Origin of the sequence: Dactylosporangium cerinum (assembly GCF_042653625.1) — a bacterium.
Lineage (GTDB): Bacteria > Actinomycetota > Actinomycetes > Mycobacteriales > Micromonosporaceae > Dactylosporangium > Dactylosporangium cerinum.
In genome coordinates this window covers 364,966-382,014 of the sequence record NZ_JBHSIU010000013.1, presented here as the reverse complement: position 1 = coordinate 382,014, position 17,049 = coordinate 364,966, and the positions used below count along the sequence as shown (strand labels likewise).

Here is a 17,049-nt window from a genome sequence, read left to right as displayed (position 1 = left end):
CCTGGGGTTGCACACCTCGTACGGTGTGGCCTATGACGAGCGCAGCGAAGCAGTTGGGCGACGAAGCGTACATCGCGGTGACGACGTTCCGCCGCGACGGGACGCCGGTGTCCACCCCGGTGTGGGTCGCGGGGGACGGCGAGGCGTTGGTGATCTGGACCGTCGGTGAGTCCGGCAAGGTCAAACGGATCCGCAGGGACGGCCGGGTGACGGTCGCCCCGTGCACGGTGCGCGGCGTGCCGACCGGCGAAGCGGTGCCGGGACACGCGACGGTCCTCGGCGCCGACGGCGGCCGGACCGCGCGGGAGCTCATCAAGCGAAAGTACGGCCTGCGCGGCCGCCTTTTCGTCTGGATGAGCATCAGGCGGCGCGGCGCGGACGCGACGGTCGGGGTGCGGATCACGCTGGACTGAACGGTCGGTGCCGCACAAAGCAACGCGCTCGGATCACCGGGGGGTGACGATCCGAGCGCGTTGCGGAAAGAAGCGTGTCGTTTTTGGCACCGGAGGGAGGCGCGAGGTAGGGTTGCGCCTCAGTCGCCCTGGCGCTGCTGCGGGATCTGTCCCTGGAGCAGGGCGCGCACCTCGGATTCGCGATAGCGGCGGTGTCCACCGAGGGTGCGGATAGCGCTCAGCTTGCCCGCTTTCGCCCATCGGGTGACAGTCTTCGGGTCGACGCGGAACATCGACGCGACCTCAGCCGGCGTTAGCAACGGCTCAGGCTCATGCGTGCGAGATGGCATCGGTCACTCCTCCACAGGTACCCAGGAACGTCGGACGGGGTCCCGCCGGCCGACGCGTTTCCTATGGTCCGGCTAGTCCCCGATGTCCGACATGGGCCGAACGGCTGAAGGTCCCTGTATGGACGGATGATGAATAAGTGAATTTTCCCATTTTGATGACACGAAATGGGATAAAGCGGGACCGGATGTGACGCTGTGTGGGTGAGCCGATACGAATCTAGCTCACCCAACCGGGTGAGCGGTAGCCCACAAAGTCCTCCCAATAACCCATAACGGACACTCCTGAGGAGCGATTCGGTTGCGAAGGGTGACACCCGTTCGTGGCCGTTGGAATCCGGGCATTTACCACTGCCGATGCAAAGATCCGAACCTCCGGCCAATGTCACCCGAAGGGGTTACCCGGACCTGACCGGCCCGCCGACAGGCCGCGTTCCACCATCGGTCACCGCCAGTGATCGCCCGGGCGACGGTGCGCCAGGCGGCCGGCGGATGGTGGCGCGAATCGACAATTTCGGGACCAATGGCGCAATCCGGTGGCCAGGACTCGGCACTCCGGTGCTGCTTGTCCTCAGCACCGTTGATCGTGGCGGCGGCGGGTCAGCGGTGGCGGATGGTGGGATGCCCGGGCCACGTGGGACCGGTGCCGGGCGGACCGGCGGGAGCGGTCAGTTGCAGCGCTCCAGCAGTTGCACGGCACGCCAGCGCTCGACCAGCTTCTCGTACACCTCGGTCGCCTCGTCGGCATCACCGCGGGCCACGCTCGACAGCCCCGCCGACACCAGGCCCGGCGAGTCGTCCTCGGCGAGGGTCTCGTCGGAGAGCAGACCGACCAGGCCGCCGTAGTCCAGCTCCACGATCGACCGGGAGTGGAACTCCTCCAGCCACCGGGCGGTCTCCTCGACCGCGACGGTGATCGGCGCGTCGCCGATGGCGCGGCGCAGCACCGCGTAGGCCCGGTGTGCCCGCCGGCGGGCCTTGGAGATCTCGGTGCGGTAGCGCAGGACCCGGCGCCCGGGGCGCAGCGAGAGCTCCCGCTCCTCCAGGTCGACGAAGACGAACCAGCGCAGCGGCACGCCCCACGTGGCGACCTGCTCGTGGACGCGGGGCAGGCCGCGCTCCAGGACGTGGTCGCCGCTGCGCCAGTCGTCGACGATGGTCTGGGCCAGGCCCGCGAGGACCGGCGGGACGAAGGCGTCGGCGATCACGCTCGGCACGCCGTCTCGGGCGGTGAGCGCGGCCTCGGCGACGCGGATGCGCAGGTTCCAGGGGCAGACGAGCAGGGTGTCGTCGGCCTCCAGGACATAGGCCTCGTCGGGGAGGTCCGGCAGGCGCGTCCATCCGGCGCCGAGCGCCTCGATGACCGCGGTCCGCTGCCGGCCGGGCCCGTCGGACAGCGCAACGGCCCGGCCCTCCTTCACGTAGCGACGCCAGTACAACTGGTGGTCGCGGTCGAAGGCGGCCAGCGGCTCGTATACCCGCAGGTATGACGCGAAGAGCGACGGCACGGCCCGATCGTCGCACGAAACTGTCGTCCGTCGGTATTAGGGTCGGGTACACAGGCGCCGTCTCACGAGGATCGGCCCCACCGACACAGGAGCATCCATGGGTGTCTTCACCACCAGCCACGAGCAGGTCGTCTACTGTCACGACCGGCCGTCCGGCCTGCGCGCGATCATCGCCATCTACTCGACGGCGCTCGGACCGGCGTTGGGCGGGACTCGTTTCTACCCGTATGCGTCGGAGGACGACGCCCTGCACGACGTGCTGGACCTGTCGCGCGGGATGGCCTACAAGAACGCCCTGGCGGGGCTCGACCTCGGCGGCGGCAAGGCCGTGATCTGGGGTGACCCGGACAAGGACAAGAGCGAGGCGCTGCTGCGCGCCTATGGCCGGTTCGTCCAGTCGCTCGGTGGCCGGTATTACACGGCGTGCGATGTGGGCACGTATGTGCAGGACATGGACACGGTGGCGAAGGAGACCCGGTTCGTCACCGGACGCTCCGAGTCGCACGGCGGCGCGGGTGATTCGTCGGTCCTTACCGCCTATGGGGTCTTCCAGGGCATGCGGGCGGCCGCCGAGCACCGCTGGGGCAGCCCGACCCTGGCCGGTCGGCGGGTCGGCATCGCGGGCCTCGGCAAGGTCGGCAAGCACCTCACCAAGCACCTGATCGACGACGGCGCGGCGGTCGTCGCGACCGATGTCTCGGAGCGTGCTGTCGAGTGGGTCCAGTCCACATATCCGCAGGTCGACCTGGTTGATGGCGCCGACAAGCTGGTCGCCGCGGACCTCGACGTGTATGCGCCGTGCGCGCTCGGCGGGGCGCTCAACGACGAGACCGTGGCGGCGCTGCGCGCCAAGATCGTCGCGGGTGCCGCGAACAACCAGCTGGCTCACCCGGGGGTGGAGAAACTGCTCGCCGAGCGCGACGTGCTCTATGCGCCGGACTATGTCGTCAACTCGGGCGGGGTCATCCAGGTGGCCGACGAGATCGACGGTTTCAACTTCGCCCGGGCACAGCAGCGGGCCGGTCGGATCTTCGACACCACACGGGAGATCCTGCAGCTCGCGGCGGCTGAGGGGGTCCCGCCGGCGGTCGCCGCGGACCGTCTCGCCGAACGGCGGATGGCCGACGTCGGAAGGCTCCGTACGATCCTCTTGTAAGCGTGACGACCACGGTACGACGGTGGTGCTTACCCAACTGGTCCGGTCGGGTAAGCAACGCCACCGAATTGGTCGGCAGGGGCGAGATGCCGAAAGGTGCCCTCGACATGTACCGTAAGAGCCACGAGAGATGCCTGACGTTGTCGGGGCCTGCCGGTAATGGCTGCCCCGTAATTCTGTGCGAGGGGGTCGAGCCATGGGGCGCGGCCGTGCGAAGGCCAAGCAGACTAGGGTGGCCAGGGAGTTGAAGTACCACTCCCCCAACACCGACCTCGACGCGTTGCAGCGCGAGCTCGCGGGCAGCCCGAAGTCTTACGACGACTACGCCGGTTCCGGCGAGCAAGTCGACGATGAGGCCGACGACGAGGACGACGGTAACTACGACGACTCCTCCAGCGACAGCGATTGGCGCTCACGGAGTCGTTGATCATCGGTTAACCCGGCTGACGGGCACGTGGCGACCCCACGTGCCCGCGTCGTGTCCGAGGCGCCCGCGCGGTGGCCGTTCTCTCGACGGCGCACCGCGTGGGCGTCCAGGCACATCTTGATGCTTCTGGAGCGACCCTCAACGGGGACGGTTGTTCCAGTTGTAGAAGGTCGGGATGTTCTCGAAGTGGTTCCAGGCGCAGACGGCGCTCGCGCCGTCCTCACCACTCGCCTCCGCTCGGGCGGCCCTTGCCACAGCGGCCTCGTCGAGCAGCACACGAAGGCCGTCAGCGGCCCCGTGGACTCGCTCGGTGACCGGGTCAGCGTGCTCCGGCATGGTCCAGCACTCCCTCCAGAAGGCAAATCTTGCTGTTGCGGCAGTGATTCGTCTCGGTGCCGTCGAACCTGCCGTGCTCGAAGTAGCGGTTCGCCGCGTGGGCGCCGCCGCAGAAGCCGAAGTACGGGCACGTCGAGCGGCACGCCTCGACGCCGCGCAGGTACTCCGGCACCCATCCCGCGGAGCTGGCCGCACCGGCCAGGATGGTGGCCAGCGACGTCTCCAGGACGTTGCCGGACGAGAAGTCGCCGTAGTGGGCGTCGGTGAAGCCCGCCAACTCGGGTGAGAGCAGGAAGACCCGGCCGTCCGCGGCGATCGTCGGGATCGGGTCGAGCGCGGCCGGCAGGACGTCGTCAGCGCCGCCGGACAGGACCGCGCCGGCGTAGCGGAGCGTCCACTCGATCTCCCGCACGTGGATGCGCGGGTCGCGCCGCCACGCCGCCACGAGCTCGGCCCAGAAGGCGCGGACCGGGGCGACGCCGAAGTCGTTGGCGCGGGCGTTGACGCCCTCCTGCTCCTCGATGTTGATCCCGAGGACGTCGCAGCCGAGGTCGAGGAAGTAGTCGTAGAGCCGGGTGGCGAGGCCGGGTGCCGGGCGGCCGACGACGCACAGTGCGGAGAACGGGATCCCGTGCCGGCGCAGCGTCTCGATGCCGCGGAGGATTCGCGGGTACGCGGGAGACCCCCCACGGTCGATCCGCTCACCGTTGAGGTCCGGTGGCCCGTCGACGCTCACGCTGACGTGCATCTGGTGCTCGGTGAAGAACTCGCACCAGGCGTCGTCGATGAGCGTGGCGTTGGTCTGCACGTGGTGCTCGACGCCCTCGAAGGGGGCCATCAGCTCGGCGAGCGCCGGGCGGCCCGCGGCAAGGGGCTCGCCGCCGTGCCAGACCACTGAGAAACGGTCATTGCGCGCGGCCCACTCGTTGACGGACACCGCGACCGCCGCCGCCGTCGCCGGGCTCATCCGGTCGTTGCGGGACCGGAATGGCAGGTAGCAGTACGTGCAGTCCAGGTTGCACAACGTCGTGGGCTGCAGCACGACATAGCCTGGGATCGGCGAGATGCCCCGCATGCCGTTCCACGACACCGCCCCGTCCTCCTTTTGGGTGTAGGGACGTGTCGCTTCAGCCTAGGTCTCTTGCCGCGTTGCGGTAAGACCCGAGGGATCACATACGTGCGATTTACTCAATCCCGCACATTCCGACAGCGGAACGGATCCAGGGCGCCGTCGCAGCGACTTCCGACGGCGCCCTGTCGCTGAGTCTCTGGTCAGCCCCGCGTGTGCGAGCCGACCATCTGCACCTGGCCGGTGCCCTCGATGACCTCGCCCACCTGCCAGGCGTCAAGACCGCGGCCCGCCAGGAACGCCAGCGTGCGGTCCGCGTCCTCGGCGGAGACGACGGTCAGCATGCCGACGCCCATGTTGAAGGTGCTCTCCATCTCCATGTCGTCGATGCGCCCCTTGGTGCGCACGAGCTCGAAGATGGGCTGCGGGCGCCAGGTCGACCGGTCGACGACCGCGTCGACGTGCTCCGGCAGGACCCGGACCAGGTTGCCGGGGATGCCACCACCGGTCACGTGGGCATACGCGTGGACCTCGCTCTCGGTGATGAGGTCGAGGCAGTCCTTCGCGTAGATCCGGGTCGGCGTGAGCAGCTCCTCACCGAGGGTGCGCTGCGAGCCGAACTCGTCGATCACGCTGTCCAGCCGCATCCGGCCGGCGCCGAGCAGCACGTGCCGGACGAGCGAGTAGCCGTTGGAGTGCAGCCCGGTGGAGCGCAGGGCGATGACGACGTCGCCGACCTCGACCCGGTCGCGGCCGAGGATCTTGTCCTCTTCCACCACACCGACGCCGGTGCCGGAGATGTCGTACTCATCGGGGCGCATCACACCCGGGTGCTCCGCGGTCTCGCCGCCGAGCAGGGCACAGCCCGCGTAGCGGCAGCCGTCGGCGATGCCCGCGCCGATCTCCGCGACCCGGTCCGGCACGACCTCGCCGCAGGCGATGTAGTCGAGCAGGAAGAGCGGCTCGGCGCCGCAGGCCACCAGGTCGTCGACGACCATCGCGACGAGGTCGATGCCGACCGTGTCGTGGATGCCCATGGCCTGGGCGATGGCGAGCTTCGTGCCGACGCCGTCGGTCGACGAGGCGAGGATCGGGCTCTTGTACTTCTTGAGATCGAGCCGGAACAGGCCGGCGAACCCGCCGATGTCACCCATGACCTCGGGCCGGTGGGTCCGGTGCACCTTGGTGCGGAGCAGCTCGACGGCCTTCTCGCCGGCGTGGATCGACACGCCCGCGTCCGCATACGTCACGGTGCGCCTGCGGCTCCTGCCGTTGCCGGCGGTCCACAACTGCCGCTCGGGGGTGCTGCCCTGGCCGGTCTCACCGGCCTTGTCGGCGCGCTCATCCACGTGCGTCACTTTCTCCCCTTTGATTGCCTCGGCGGCGGCCACCGCATGTTGCTATGGGTGGGCGGGTCACGGGCGCAGCAGTGCGCCCGAACCGCCCGGACTGGCGGCGACGCTGACCGCGCCACCGTCCGTCGTGGTGGCAGCGGCCCCCGCCGCACGCGCCACACCTTCCAGGACGTGCTTGCCGATCACGTTGTCGGTCGGCAGCTCGATCGGATACTGACCGTCGAAGCACGCGCTGCACAGCCGGTTGGCCGGCTGCTCCGTTGCCGCGATCAGGCCGGGCAGCGACACGTAGCCGAGCGAGTCGGCGCCGATCGACCGGCGGATCCCCTCCAGGTCGAGCCCGTTGGCGAGCAGCTCCGCCCTGGTGGCGAAGTCGATGCCGTAGAAGCACGGCCACTTGACCGGCGGCGACGAGATGCGGACGTGCACCTCCACCGCACCAGCTTCGCGCAACATACGCACGATCGCACGTTGAGTGTTGCCGCGCACGATGGAATCGTCGACAACCACGAGGCGTTTGCCCCGCACGTTGTCTCGCAGCGGGTTGAGCTTGAGCCGGATGCCCAGCTGACGGATCGTCTGGGACGGCTGGATGAAGGTGCGCCCGACGTAGGCGTTCTTGACCAGGCCGTGGCCGAACGGGATGCCGGACTCGGTCGCGTAGCCGATCGCGGCGGGCGTGCCGGACTCCGGCACGGGGATGACCATGTCGGCCTCGACCGGGTGCTCCTTGGCCAGGGTCCGGCCGATCGCCACGCGCGCGGCGTGGACGTTGCGCCCGACGATGGTGGTGTCGGGGCGGGCCAGGTAGACGTACTCGAACAGGCAGCCCTTGGGGTCCGGGGTGCCGAAGCGGCTGGAGCGCAGGCCGTGCTCGTCGATGGCGATCAGCTCGCCGGGCTCGATCTCGCGCACGACGCTGGCGCCGACGATGTCGAGGGCGGCGGTCTCGCTCGCCACCACCCAGCCGCGCTCGAGCCGGCCGAGGACGAGCGGGCGGACGCCGTTGACGTCGCGGGCCGCATACAGGGTGTCCTCGTCCATGAAGACGAAGCTGAACGCGCCGCGCAGGGTCGGCAGCACGTCCAGGGCGGCGGCCTCGACGGACAGGTCGGGGCGGGCCGCGAGCAGCGCGGTCACCAGCGCGGTGTCGTTCGTGGAGTTCATCTGGTCGCGCTCGCCGAGCTCGGCGACGCGACGGGCCAGCTCGGCCGTGTTGACCAGGTTGCCGTTGTGCGCCAGGGCGATCGTGGTGCCGCCGCGGTCCTCACCGGCGGCGGTCGACCGCAGCGTGGGCTGCGCGTTCTCCCAGTTGGAGCCACCGGTCGTCGAGTATCGCGCGTGGCCGATCGCGATGTGGCCGCGCAGGCTCGCCAGGGTCGGCTCGTCGAAGACCTGGGACACGAGGCCCAGGTCCTTATACACCACCACGCCGGAACCATCGGACACCGCGATGCCGGCCGCTTCCTGACCACGGTGCTGCAATGCATACAGCCCGTAGTAGGTCATCTTCGCGACCTCTTCGCCCGGCGCCCAGACACCGAACACACCGCACTTGTCCTGAGGACCTGGACGCTGGGGGTCGAGCTCGTGGCTCAGCCGGCCATCGCCTCGGGGCACGTTGCCGCTCCTGTCGTCGCAGTTGCCGGGATTCGTCGGCGGTGTGGGTCGAGGGGAGTCCGACCTGATAGGCGCCGGTATTCGGTCGCCTTCGCGAGGCAAAGTGTACGCGAGGAATTGGCCATGACGCACAGCCACAGTTCGCACGCAGTTCGTAATCAGTGTCGCGCATGAGATGCGGAGTCACAAGGGTAGATAGGGCGATAAATCAGCCCGAACCCCGCTCGCGCGGATCTTCCCGGTGGTGACTGCTTCGTGCCACGATTTCCGACCCGTGGCGATCTCGAGCCAGGTGACGGGGTCGGTCTCGACGACGTTGGGTGGCGTACCTCTCGTATGGCGCGGTCCCTCGACACATTGAATCGCACCGTACGGAGGAACCCGCACCTCCACCGAACGGCCGGGAACTCGGGCCCGCAGGTCAGCCAGGAGTTCGCGCACGGCGTCACGCAGCGCGAGCCGGTCCGGTTCGAGTCCGGCATTCAACGCAGAAAGGACGGTTTGCACCGTGTCGGAATATCGGTGCGGAGTGGACATGACGGGACGATACGACCCGGTGTGGGCCGGTCGCAACACCCTGCGCCTTTCGCCGACCCCTGTGGACAAGGCATAGTTTGCTGCGGCGCACCATGCAAAGCGAGCCCCGCTCGCATGTTGGACCATCGACAGACATGCTCGGCAGAGACGCTCGGGTGAAAAGTCAAGATCCGGAGGGGTGTGGACGTGACTACCCACCGACGAGCCTTGCTGCTCCGTGCAGGGGCAGCGGCCGTACTGGTGACGGGAACGCTGATCGCAACGGCGGCGACGCCAGCGTTCGCAGCGGTCACCTCGAGCGTGTCCACAGGATCGTTCGAAATCAACCCAGGTGAGACGAAGAACGTCACCATCACTCTGACCAACAGTGACGGGCAGCCCGACACGGTCAAGGTGGGCGTCAGCGTCAACAACGGCAACCTGTCCGTCAAGGGAGTTGCCTCCGCCGGTGTCACCGGCTGCGACTCCGGCGGCTCGTCGGCCGAATGCGCGGCCGTGACGGTGCCCGGCAACGGCACCAAGGACGTCTCGTTCCAAGTGTCGGCCAAGAGCCCTGGCAACATCCCGGCCGGCACGAGCCAGCAGGCCGAGGTCAGCGTCACGTCGCCGAACGCTCAGGGCAACAGCAAGGTCACCATCACGGCGAAGGGTCCCGCCGCGCAGACGGCGCCGGCGTCGCAGACGGTGACCGAGGTCTCAGGCACGGTGACCGACTCGACGACCGGTAAGGGCGTCAAGGGCGCCACGGTCGTCCTGGAGGACGGTGCGGGCAAGAGCCGGCAGGCGACCACCAACGACGCCGGTTCGTACCGCTTCCTCGGCACCGAGACCAGCCCGATCGCACCCGGCAACCTCCAGTTGTCCGTGACGATGAACGGCTACGACGCCGCCTCGAAGGACATCGGCGGGCAGGCCGGCAAGGCCAACACCAAGGTCAACATCCCGGTGGTGCCGATCGGTTCGACGGCCACGCCGGTGGCGCCGTCGATGGACGAGGAGAGCGCGCCGGCCGGCGCCGACTCGCAGTCCGCGGCGCCCGGGGCGGACAAGACCACCAATGCCTCGAACGACAGCGGCAGCGGCCTCTCGTCGTACATCCTGATCGCGCTCGGCGCGCTCCTGGTGATCTTCGGCATCGTGGCGATCGTGCTGCTCCTGCGCCGTCGCGGCGACGACGACGACGACGAGGAACTCGAGGAGGAGCCAGCGCCGCGGCGCGGTGGCGGCGGGGGCCAGCGCCCCGGCTACCGGCAGCAGCAGGCCGACCCGACGATGGTCGGCGCGATGGGCGGTTCGCCCACGATGATCAACCGGGGCGCCGCCAACGACGCGACCGCGATCGTACGGCCGGGCCGGGTCAGCGACTACGACGTGCCGCCGGACCCGTACGCCGCGCCGCTGCCGCGGGCCGGGTCGGGCTACGGTGCCGCCGGTGCGGGTGCGGGCTACGGTGCCGCGAACGGCGGCGGCTACAACGACCAGGCCGGCTTCGCCCAGGGTGCCCCCTCGGCCGGCGCGGGCTACGGCCCGTCGTCGCGGCCGGCGGTCGACCCCTACGGCCCGGACTACGGCGCCGGCGGCGGCAACGGCTACAACGACCAGGGCGGCGGCTACGGCGCGGCGGGTGGCGCTCAGGGCGGCGCGTACGCCGACTCCACCCAGCGCTGGGAGCCGGAGGCCGGCAACGGCTACGCCGGCGGCCAGAGCAACGGTGGCGGTTACGGCGGCGGCGCCAACGGGTACGGCGCCGACTCCGGCCAGGGCGGCTACAACGGCGGCGCCGGTCAGGGTGGCTACAACGGCGGCGGCGCCAACGGGTACGGCGCGGACCAGGGCGGCTACAACGGCGGCGGCCAGGGTGGCTATGGCCCGTCGGCCGGCCAGGGCGGCTACGCCGGCGGCGCGGGTGACGGTTACCCGAGCGCCGGTGACGGCTACCCGAGCGCCGGTGGCGGCGGCTACGGCCCGAGCGCCGGCAACGGCTACAACGGCGGCGGCGGCCAGGGCGACTACGACGGCCCGTACGCCGGACGTGGCGGCTACGAACCCGCCTCGGGGCAGCGCGGCGGCTACGAACCGGCCGCCGGGCAGCGTGGCGGCTACGAGCCGGCCGCCGGCTACGAGCGCGACGGCTACGAGCGGGTGCCGGAGCCGCCGAGGGCCGGCAACGGCTACGAGGGCGGCAACAACAACTACGAGCAGCGCGGTGGCTACGGCGAGCCGCAGGGCGGTTCCCGCGGCCAGGCCGGCAACAACCGCCGGTCGCTGGACTGGCTCGACGACTGATCCACCGCACCCGACGAACAACGGCGCCCCTCGGGGCGCCGTTTTCGTGTGCGGGCCGTCCGTCTCATGATCCTGAAGACCTCGTGCACTCCTGGATGCACGAGGTCTTCCGGATCATGAGGGCGGGCTAGGCGGGGGCGAAGGACTGGCCGGTCAGCACCGGGACGGTGTGCGAGACGCCGGTCTGGACGGCGAGCCGGACGTCGTCGGTGAAGCCGCGCAGGATCAACTCCTGGCCACTGACGCACCGCCGGACGGCGGCCGGCACGTTGCGGACCGAGGCGAGCGCGGCCAGGCTGACCGCGGCCTCGACCGACAGCGGTACCCCCAGCATCGACAACCCGTCCAGGACGGCCGCGGCACCCAGCAGATCTTCGACGCACGGGCGCAGCGCGCCGTCGGGCCACAGCTCGCCGGCGGCGACCACCCCGATCGGGCTGGTCGCGGTGCCGTGGCCCTGGCCGTGCAGCCAGCGGGCGACCGCGGGCGCGTTACGCAGGCAGGCCGCGACCACCGGTACCCCGGTGGAAGCGGCGGCAGAGCAGATCGACGCGCCGTTGGGCGAGGGCAGGACCAGCTCCGCGACGAAGGGTGCGCTCTGCAGCGCCGCCGGGGAGAGTGACCATGGCGACGCGTCGGAGATCTGCTGGCGGCCGACGGCGACCGCGGCACCGATCCGGTCGGCGTAGGCGCGGGCCTGGTCGCTCCAGGGGAACGGGTGGACCCGCATGCCGCGGCCGACGGCGATGTCGACCGCGGTGGAGAACGACAGGACGTCGACGACGACCAGGACCGAGCAGACGCGCGCCAGCTCAGCGGCGCCCGCCGGCCCCCAGTCGAAGCGGGCGCCGGAGCCGGGCTGGCTGAAGACGCCTTCGGTCATCGTCAGGCGTCGGGATCGCGGGGCGGCGCATCCGTGGAGGCTGCAGTGTCCTTGGAGATGTCCACGGCGGGCGGCCCGGAGACCGACGCCGCAGACGGCACCTCGGGCACCTCCGGCGCGTCGACCGCGTCGAAGATCCCGCCACCGGAGACCGGCGCGTCGGCGTCACCGTCGTTTTCGGTGCCCTCGGCGTCTTCGGCGGTGGCGGGCGACGGAGCAGCGGCGTCGGTCGACGCGTAGGACGGCGGCTCGGTGGAGACGTCGCCGAACAGCGCCGGCAGCGTGCCCTTCCAGGCCGACCGCAGCTCGTCGAGCGAGATCGTGAACTGTCCCCGCACGTCCAGGGCCCGGCTGCGCCCGTCGACGCTCCCGAGGACCACGGCCGGCAGGCCGTGCTGGACGCACAGCGCGGTGAACGCCTTCTCGTGGCCGCGCGGCACCGAGACCAGCGCGCGGGCGGTCGACTCGGAGAACAGCGCGACGAACGGGTTGAGCCCCTCCGGCAGCGTGATGTTGGCGCCCTTGTCGTAGCGCAGCGTCGTCTCGACCAGGGCCTGGGCCAGGCCGCCGTCGGAGAGGTCGTGCGCGGAGGAGAGGTGGCCGCGCTCGCCCGCCTCGGTGAGGACGGAGGCGAGGATGCGCTCGCGGACCAGGTTGACCCGGGGCGGCTGGCCACCGAGGTGGTTGTGCGTCACCCAGGCCCACTCGGAGCCGGACAGTTCCTCGCCGGTCTCGCCGAGCAGCATGATCACGTCGCTGTCGCCGCCGAAGCCCATCGGGACCCGGGCGCCGACGTTGGAGATCACGCCGAGGACGCCGACGACCGGGGTCGGGTGGATCGCCTGCGAGCCGGTCGAGTTGTAGAAGCTGACGTTGCCGCCGGTGACCGGGATGCCCAGCTCCTGGCAGCCGTCGGCGAGTCCGCGGACCGCCTCGGCGAACTGCCACATGACCTGCGGGTCCTCCGGCGAGCCGAAGTTGAGGCAGTTGGTCACCGCGAGGGGCGTCGCGCCGGAGGCCGCCACGTTGCGGTAGGACTCCGCGAGGGCGAGCTTCGCGCCGTTGTACGGGTCGAGCCGCGCGAACCGGGCGTTGCCGTCGACGGACAGCGCGATGCCGAGGCCGCTCTGCTCGTCGATGCGGATGACGCCGGAGTTCTCCGGCTGAGCGAGGATCGTGTTGCCCTGCACATAGCGGTCGTACTGCTCGGTGACCCAGCTCTTGTCGCACAGGTTGGGGCTGGCCGCCAGGCGCAGCAGCGTCTCGCGCAGCTCCACCCCCGTCCGCGGGCGGGGCAGCGTCTCCGCGCGGTCGGCCTGCAGCAGGATCAGGTCGGCGGGCTCCCGCATCGGCCGGGCGTAGACCGGGCCGTCGTCGACGAGCGAGCCGGGCGGGACGTCCACGACGACCTCGCCGTGCCAGCTGATGACCAGCCGGCCGCCGTCGGTGACCCGGCCGATCGCGGTGGCGATCACGCCCCAGCGCTCGGCGACCCGGAGCACCTCGTCGAGCTTGGCCGGCTCGACGATGAGCAGCATGCGCTCCTGCGACTCGCTGGCGAGGACCTCCTGCGGGTCCATCGACGCCTCGCGCAGCGGCACCAGGTTCAGGTTGACGTCCATGCCGGTGCCGGCCGACGCGCTGGTCTCAGTGAGCGCGCAGGTGAGCCCGGCCCCGCCGAGGTCCTGCACACCGACGATGAGCTCCCGCTCGTACAGCTCCAGGCAGCTCTCGATGAGCAGCTTCTCGATGAACGGGTCACCCACCTGCACCGACGGCCGGCGGGCCGGGCCGTCGCTGTTGAAGGTGGCGCTGGCCAGCACCGACACGCCGCCGATGCCGTCCCGGCCGGTCTTGGCGCCCAGGAGCACGACCACGTTGCCGGGGCCGTGTGCCTCCTTGTTCTGCAGCCGGTTGACCGGGAGCACGCCGACGCACAGCGCGTTGACCAGCGGGTTGCCCTGGTAGCAGGGGTCGAAGACGACCTCGCCGCCGATGTTGGGCAGGCCGAGGCAGTTGCCGTAGCCGCCGACGCCGGCGACGACGCCGGGCAGGACCCGCTTGGTGTCCTCGTGGTCCGCGGCGCCGAAGCGCAGCGGGTCCATCACGGCGACCGGGCGGGCACCCATGGCGAGGATGTCGCGGACGATGCCGCCGACGCCCGTGGCCGCGCCCTGGTAGGGCTCGACGAAGCTGGGGTGGTTGTGGGACTCGACCTTGAACGTGACCGCGATCTCGTCGGAGATCCGGATGACCCCGGCGTTCTCCCCGATCCCGGCCAGCATCAGGTCCGAGGCGGGCGCCTTCTCGCTGAACTGCCGCAGGTGGACCTTGCTGCTCTTGTACGAGCAGTGCTCGCTCCACATGATCGAGTACATGGCGAGTTCGGACGAGGTCGGCCGGCGGCCGAGGATCTCCTTGATCCGCTCGTATTCGTCCTCGCGGAGGCCGAGCTCCTCGTAGGGCTGCTCCTCGTCAGGAGTCTCGGTGGCGTGCGAGACGGTGTCGAAACCCGTTGTGGCGGTCATACACGAGCTCCCAGGTGTGCGAGCACGGACGTGAAGATGCCCAGCCCGTCGATCGACGGACCGGTCAGCACCTCGACGGCGTGCTCCGGGTGGGGCATGATCCCGACGACGTTGCCGGCAGCGTTGGTGATCGCGGCGATGTCGTGCAGCGAGCCGTTGGGGTTGCCGCGGATGTACCGCGCGACGACCCGACCCTCGCCTTCGAGCTCGTCGAGCGTGCGCTCGTCGGCCATGTAGCAGCCTTCGCCGTTCTTGACCGGGATGACGATCTCCTGGCCCTGCTGGAAGCCGCCCGTCCACGCGGTCGTGGTGCTCTCCACGCGCAGCGCCTGGTCCCGGTTGCGGAAGTGCAGGTGCTGGTTGCGGGTCAGCGCACCCGGCAGCAGGTGGGCCTCGCACAGCACCTGGAAGCCGTTGCAGATGCCGAGCACGGGCAGGCCGTCACCGGCCGCCTTGATGATCGACTCCATGACCGCGGAGAACCGGGCGATGGCGCCGGCGCGCAGGTAGTCCCCGTAGGAGAAACCACCCGGCAGGATGACGGCGTCCACCCCGTACAACTCGGGGTCGGCGTGCCAGAGTGAGATCGGCGCCGCGCCGGTCAGGTGCACGGCACGGGCGGCGTCGCGGTCGTCGAGCGACCCGGGGAACGTGACGACACCGATCCGGGCGGTCACTGGTCCCCGCTCTCGGCCGGCGTCTCCTCGACCCGCAGGGTGAAGTCTTCGATCACCGGGTTGGCGAGGAGCTTGTCGGCGATCTCACGGGCCCGGTCGAGGTCGGCGGCGCCGTCGAACTCGATCTCGATCCGCTTGCCGATGCGCACGGATGCCACGTCGGCGACGCCGAGACGTGGCAGCGCGTTCGCGACCGCCTGACCCTGGGGGTCCAGGATCTCCGGTTTGAGCATGACGTCCACCACGACGCGGGCCACGGGGCACTCCTGACAGTTGAGTCGGGCGCTCGAGGGCGAGCGACACGAGCCTACCGGGCGGGGCAACGCCGCAGATCACCGGCTATGGAGCCGCCGGAGCCGATCTTGAACGCTGCCCTGAAACATCGCCCGACACGCATCTTAGCCGCCCGCCCCGGGATCAAGATCCGCCGCTCACAGGATGGGCGGCGGCACGTAGCCACCTGCCTCCGGGTGCTTCGCGGTGATCTCGGCGACGGCCGAGACAATGGCGCTGACCTGCGAGGATGCCGCCCCGACGAACTGCTGCGGGTCCGCCACCAGGACGTCGATCTCGCCCTGGGACAGCCGCAACCGCTCGTCGCCGGCCAGCCGCTGCAGGAGGTCGTTGTCCTGGATGCCCTTTTCGCGCATGGCGAGCGCCACTGCGACGGCGTGCTCCTTGATCGCTTCGTGAGCATCCTCACGGCCGACCCCCTTACCGACGGCGGCCACCAGGACCCGCGTCGTGGCAAGAAACGGCAGGTAGCGGTCCAGCTCCCGGGCGACGACCGCCGGATATGCCCCGAACTCGTCCAGCACCGTGAGGAACGTCGCGAACAGCCCGTCGACGGCGAAGAACGCGTCCGGCAACGCCACCCGGCGCACCACCGAGCACGACACGTCGCCCTCGTTCCACTGGTCCCCCGCCAGCTCCCCGACCATCGACAGGTATCCCCGGGTGATCACGGCGAGCCCGTTGACCCGCTCGCAGGAGCGCGTGTTCATCTTGTGCGGCATCGCCGACGAGCCGACCTGCCCCGGCTTGAAGCCCTCCGTGGCGAGCTCGTAGCCCGCCATCAGCCGGATCGTGGTCGCCAGGCTCGACGGTCCCGCGACGGCCTGGGCGAGGGCCGACACCACGTCGAAGTCCAGCGAGCGTGGGTACACCTGGCCGACGCTGATGAGCACGTTGCCGAACCCGAGGTGCTCCGCCACCCGCCGCTCGAGCTCCGCGGCCTTGCTCTCGTCGCCGCCGAGCAGGTCCAGCTGGTCCGCCGCGGTGCCAACCGGGCCCTTGATCCCGCGCAGCGGATAGCGCTCGAGGAGGTTCTCCAGCCGCTGATACGCGATGAGCAGCTCCTCCGCCGCGCTCGCGAACCGCTTGCCGAGCGTGGTCGCCTGCGCCGGCACGTTGTGCGACCGCCCGACCATGACCAGGTCGTCATACTGCTTCGCCCGCGCCGCGAGCCGGGCGAGCGCCGCGACGATCCGGTCCCGGACCAGCTCGAGGGACTTGCGGATCTGCAGCTGCTCGACGTTCTCCGTCAGGTCCCGCGACGTCATGCCCTTGTGGATGTGCTCGTGCCCGGCGAGCGCGGAGAACTCCTCGATCCGCGCCTTCACGTCGTGCCGGGTGACCCGCTCCCGCTCGGCGATGCTGCCCAGGTCCACGTCGTCGAGCACCCGCCGGTAGTCCTCGACCACCCCGTCCGGCACCGCCACCCCGAGGTCCCGCTGCGCGGTGAGCACGGCGAGCCACAGCCGCCGCTCCAACCGGACCTTCTCCTCGGGCGACCAGATCGCCACGAGCTCAGGCGACGCGTACCGACCAGCAAGCACATTAGGAATCACGGACCAATTCTCCCCCGGCGCCCCACCGGCCGTGAAAGCAGCCGCACCCCGGCCTCCTTGCACACCCTGCACATTGCC

General features: G+C 70.3%; 15 protein-coding genes and 1 pseudogene. 4 read left to right on the top strand and 12 right to left on the bottom strand.

Going from position 1 to position 17,049, the window contains the following annotated elements:
- The first annotated feature begins 32 nt into the window (after positions 1–32).
- Complete coding sequence (locus tag ACFPIJ_RS13915; protein WP_203849281.1) at positions 33–413, top strand: PPOX class F420-dependent oxidoreductase; 381 nt, start codon at positions 33–35, stop codon at positions 411–413.
- 119 nt (positions 414–532) lie between these two features.
- On the opposite strand, the gene ACFPIJ_RS13910 is transcribed toward ACFPIJ_RS13915, so the two are convergent.
- On the bottom strand, positions 533–742 hold the full coding sequence (locus ACFPIJ_RS13910) for a BldC family transcriptional regulator (protein ID WP_033365012.1): 210 nt from the start codon (positions 740–742) through the stop codon (positions 533–535).
- 665 nt (positions 743–1,407) lie between these two features.
- Complete coding sequence (locus ACFPIJ_RS13905) at positions 1,408–2,247, bottom strand: DUF8083 family protein (protein WP_380115186.1); 840 nt, start codon at positions 2,245–2,247, stop codon at positions 1,408–1,410.
- Between the two features lie 97 nt (positions 2,248–2,344).
- On the opposite strand from ACFPIJ_RS13905, the gene ACFPIJ_RS13900 reads away from it, so the two are divergent.
- Positions 2,345–3,403: a Glu/Leu/Phe/Val dehydrogenase dimerization domain-containing protein gene (locus ACFPIJ_RS13900; protein WP_380115184.1), complete on the top strand. Its 1,059-nt coding sequence runs from the start codon at positions 2,345–2,347 to the stop codon at positions 3,401–3,403.
- 196 nt (positions 3,404–3,599) lie between these two features.
- Positions 3,600–3,830, top strand: coding sequence for a DUF3073 domain-containing protein (locus ACFPIJ_RS13895; protein ID WP_203849284.1), 231 nt, complete (start codon positions 3,600–3,602; stop codon positions 3,828–3,830).
- Between the two features lie 138 nt (positions 3,831–3,968).
- On the opposite strand, the gene amcA is transcribed toward ACFPIJ_RS13895, so the two are convergent.
- From amcA to ACFPIJ_RS13870, 5 genes and pseudogenes are all read right to left on the bottom strand, one after another.
- Positions 3,969–4,106 (bottom strand): multiple cyclophane-containing RiPP AmcA, encoded by a 138-nt coding sequence (amcA, locus tag ACFPIJ_RS13890; protein ID WP_380115214.1) that lies wholly within the window; start codon positions 4,104–4,106, stop codon positions 3,969–3,971.
- Positions 4,107–4,139: 33 nt separating this feature from the next.
- Positions 4,140–5,241 (bottom strand): annotated as a pseudogene (gene amcB, locus ACFPIJ_RS13885) (cyclophane-forming radical SAM peptide maturase AmcB); the annotation flags it as partial.
- Between the two features lie 197 nt (positions 5,242–5,438).
- Complete coding sequence (gene purM / locus ACFPIJ_RS13880; RefSeq protein ID WP_203849286.1) at positions 5,439–6,593, bottom strand: phosphoribosylformylglycinamidine cyclo-ligase; 1,155 nt, start codon at positions 6,591–6,593, stop codon at positions 5,439–5,441.
- Positions 6,594–6,650: 57 nt separating this feature from the next.
- Positions 6,651–8,210: an amidophosphoribosyltransferase gene (gene purF / locus ACFPIJ_RS13875; RefSeq protein WP_380115183.1), complete on the bottom strand. Its 1,560-nt coding sequence runs from the start codon at positions 8,208–8,210 to the stop codon at positions 6,651–6,653.
- A gap of 183 nt (positions 8,211–8,393) precedes the next feature.
- Positions 8,394–8,747: a sterol carrier family protein gene (locus tag ACFPIJ_RS13870; RefSeq protein ID WP_380115182.1), complete on the bottom strand. Its 354-nt coding sequence runs from the start codon at positions 8,745–8,747 to the stop codon at positions 8,394–8,396.
- Positions 8,748–9,047: 300 nt separating this feature from the next.
- Between ACFPIJ_RS13870 and ACFPIJ_RS13865 the strand changes: the two genes are divergently transcribed.
- Complete coding sequence (locus tag ACFPIJ_RS13865) at positions 9,048–11,033, top strand: carboxypeptidase regulatory-like domain-containing protein (RefSeq protein WP_380115181.1); 1,986 nt, start codon at positions 9,048–9,050, stop codon at positions 11,031–11,033.
- Between the two features lie 127 nt (positions 11,034–11,160).
- Here ACFPIJ_RS13865 and ACFPIJ_RS13860 read toward each other — a convergent pair whose 3' ends face one another.
- The 5 genes from ACFPIJ_RS13860 to purB all read right to left on the bottom strand — a co-directional run bounded on the left by ACFPIJ_RS13860 (position 11,161) and on the right by purB (position 16,971).
- The gene (locus ACFPIJ_RS13860) at positions 11,161–11,916 is read right to left on the bottom strand and encodes a 2-phosphosulfolactate phosphatase (protein ID WP_380115180.1); all 756 of its coding nucleotides are present in this window, start codon (positions 11,914–11,916) and stop codon (positions 11,161–11,163) included.
- Between the two features lie 2 nt (positions 11,917–11,918).
- Positions 11,919–14,444, bottom strand: a complete 2,526-nt coding sequence (gene purL, locus ACFPIJ_RS13855) for a phosphoribosylformylglycinamidine synthase subunit PurL (protein WP_380115179.1) — start codon at positions 14,442–14,444, stop codon at positions 11,919–11,921.
- Positions 14,441–15,121, bottom strand: a complete 681-nt coding sequence (gene purQ, locus ACFPIJ_RS13850; protein ID WP_380115178.1) for a phosphoribosylformylglycinamidine synthase subunit PurQ — start codon at positions 15,119–15,121, stop codon at positions 14,441–14,443. The genes purL and purQ overlap by 4 nt, the downstream gene beginning before the upstream one ends.
- Positions 15,118–15,378, bottom strand: a complete 261-nt coding sequence (purS, locus tag ACFPIJ_RS13845; protein ID WP_363514747.1) for a phosphoribosylformylglycinamidine synthase subunit PurS — start codon at positions 15,376–15,378, stop codon at positions 15,118–15,120. The genes purQ and purS overlap by 4 nt, the downstream gene beginning before the upstream one ends.
- A 174-nt stretch (positions 15,379–15,552) precedes the next feature.
- Entirely contained in the window at positions 15,553–16,971 is a 1,419-nt protein-coding gene (purB, locus tag ACFPIJ_RS13840) for an adenylosuccinate lyase (protein ID WP_380115176.1), read from the bottom strand.
- Between the last annotated feature and the right edge of the window lie 78 nt (positions 16,972–17,049).

Coding starts and splice junctions, on each gene's coding strand:
- ACFPIJ_RS13860 (WP_380115180.1), bottom strand. CDS start 11,916: ATGACCGAAGGCGTCTTCAGCCAGCCCGGCTCCGGCGCCCGCTTCGAC.
- ACFPIJ_RS13900 (WP_380115184.1), top strand. CDS start 2,345: ATGGGTGTCTTCACCACCAGCCACGAGCAGGTCGTCTACTGTCACGAC.
- ACFPIJ_RS13870 (WP_380115182.1), bottom strand. CDS start 8,747: ATGTCCACTCCGCACCGATATTCCGACACGGTGCAAACCGTCCTTTCT.
- ACFPIJ_RS13910 (WP_033365012.1), bottom strand. CDS start 742: ATGCCATCTCGCACGCATGAGCCTGAGCCGTTGCTAACGCCGGCTGAG.
- ACFPIJ_RS13895 (WP_203849284.1), top strand. CDS start 3,600: ATGGGGCGCGGCCGTGCGAAGGCCAAGCAGACTAGGGTGGCCAGGGAG.
- purL (WP_380115179.1), bottom strand. CDS start 14,444: ATGACCGCCACAACGGGTTTCGACACCGTCTCGCACGCCACCGAGACT.
- ACFPIJ_RS13915 (WP_203849281.1), top strand. CDS start 33: ATGACGAGCGCAGCGAAGCAGTTGGGCGACGAAGCGTACATCGCGGTG.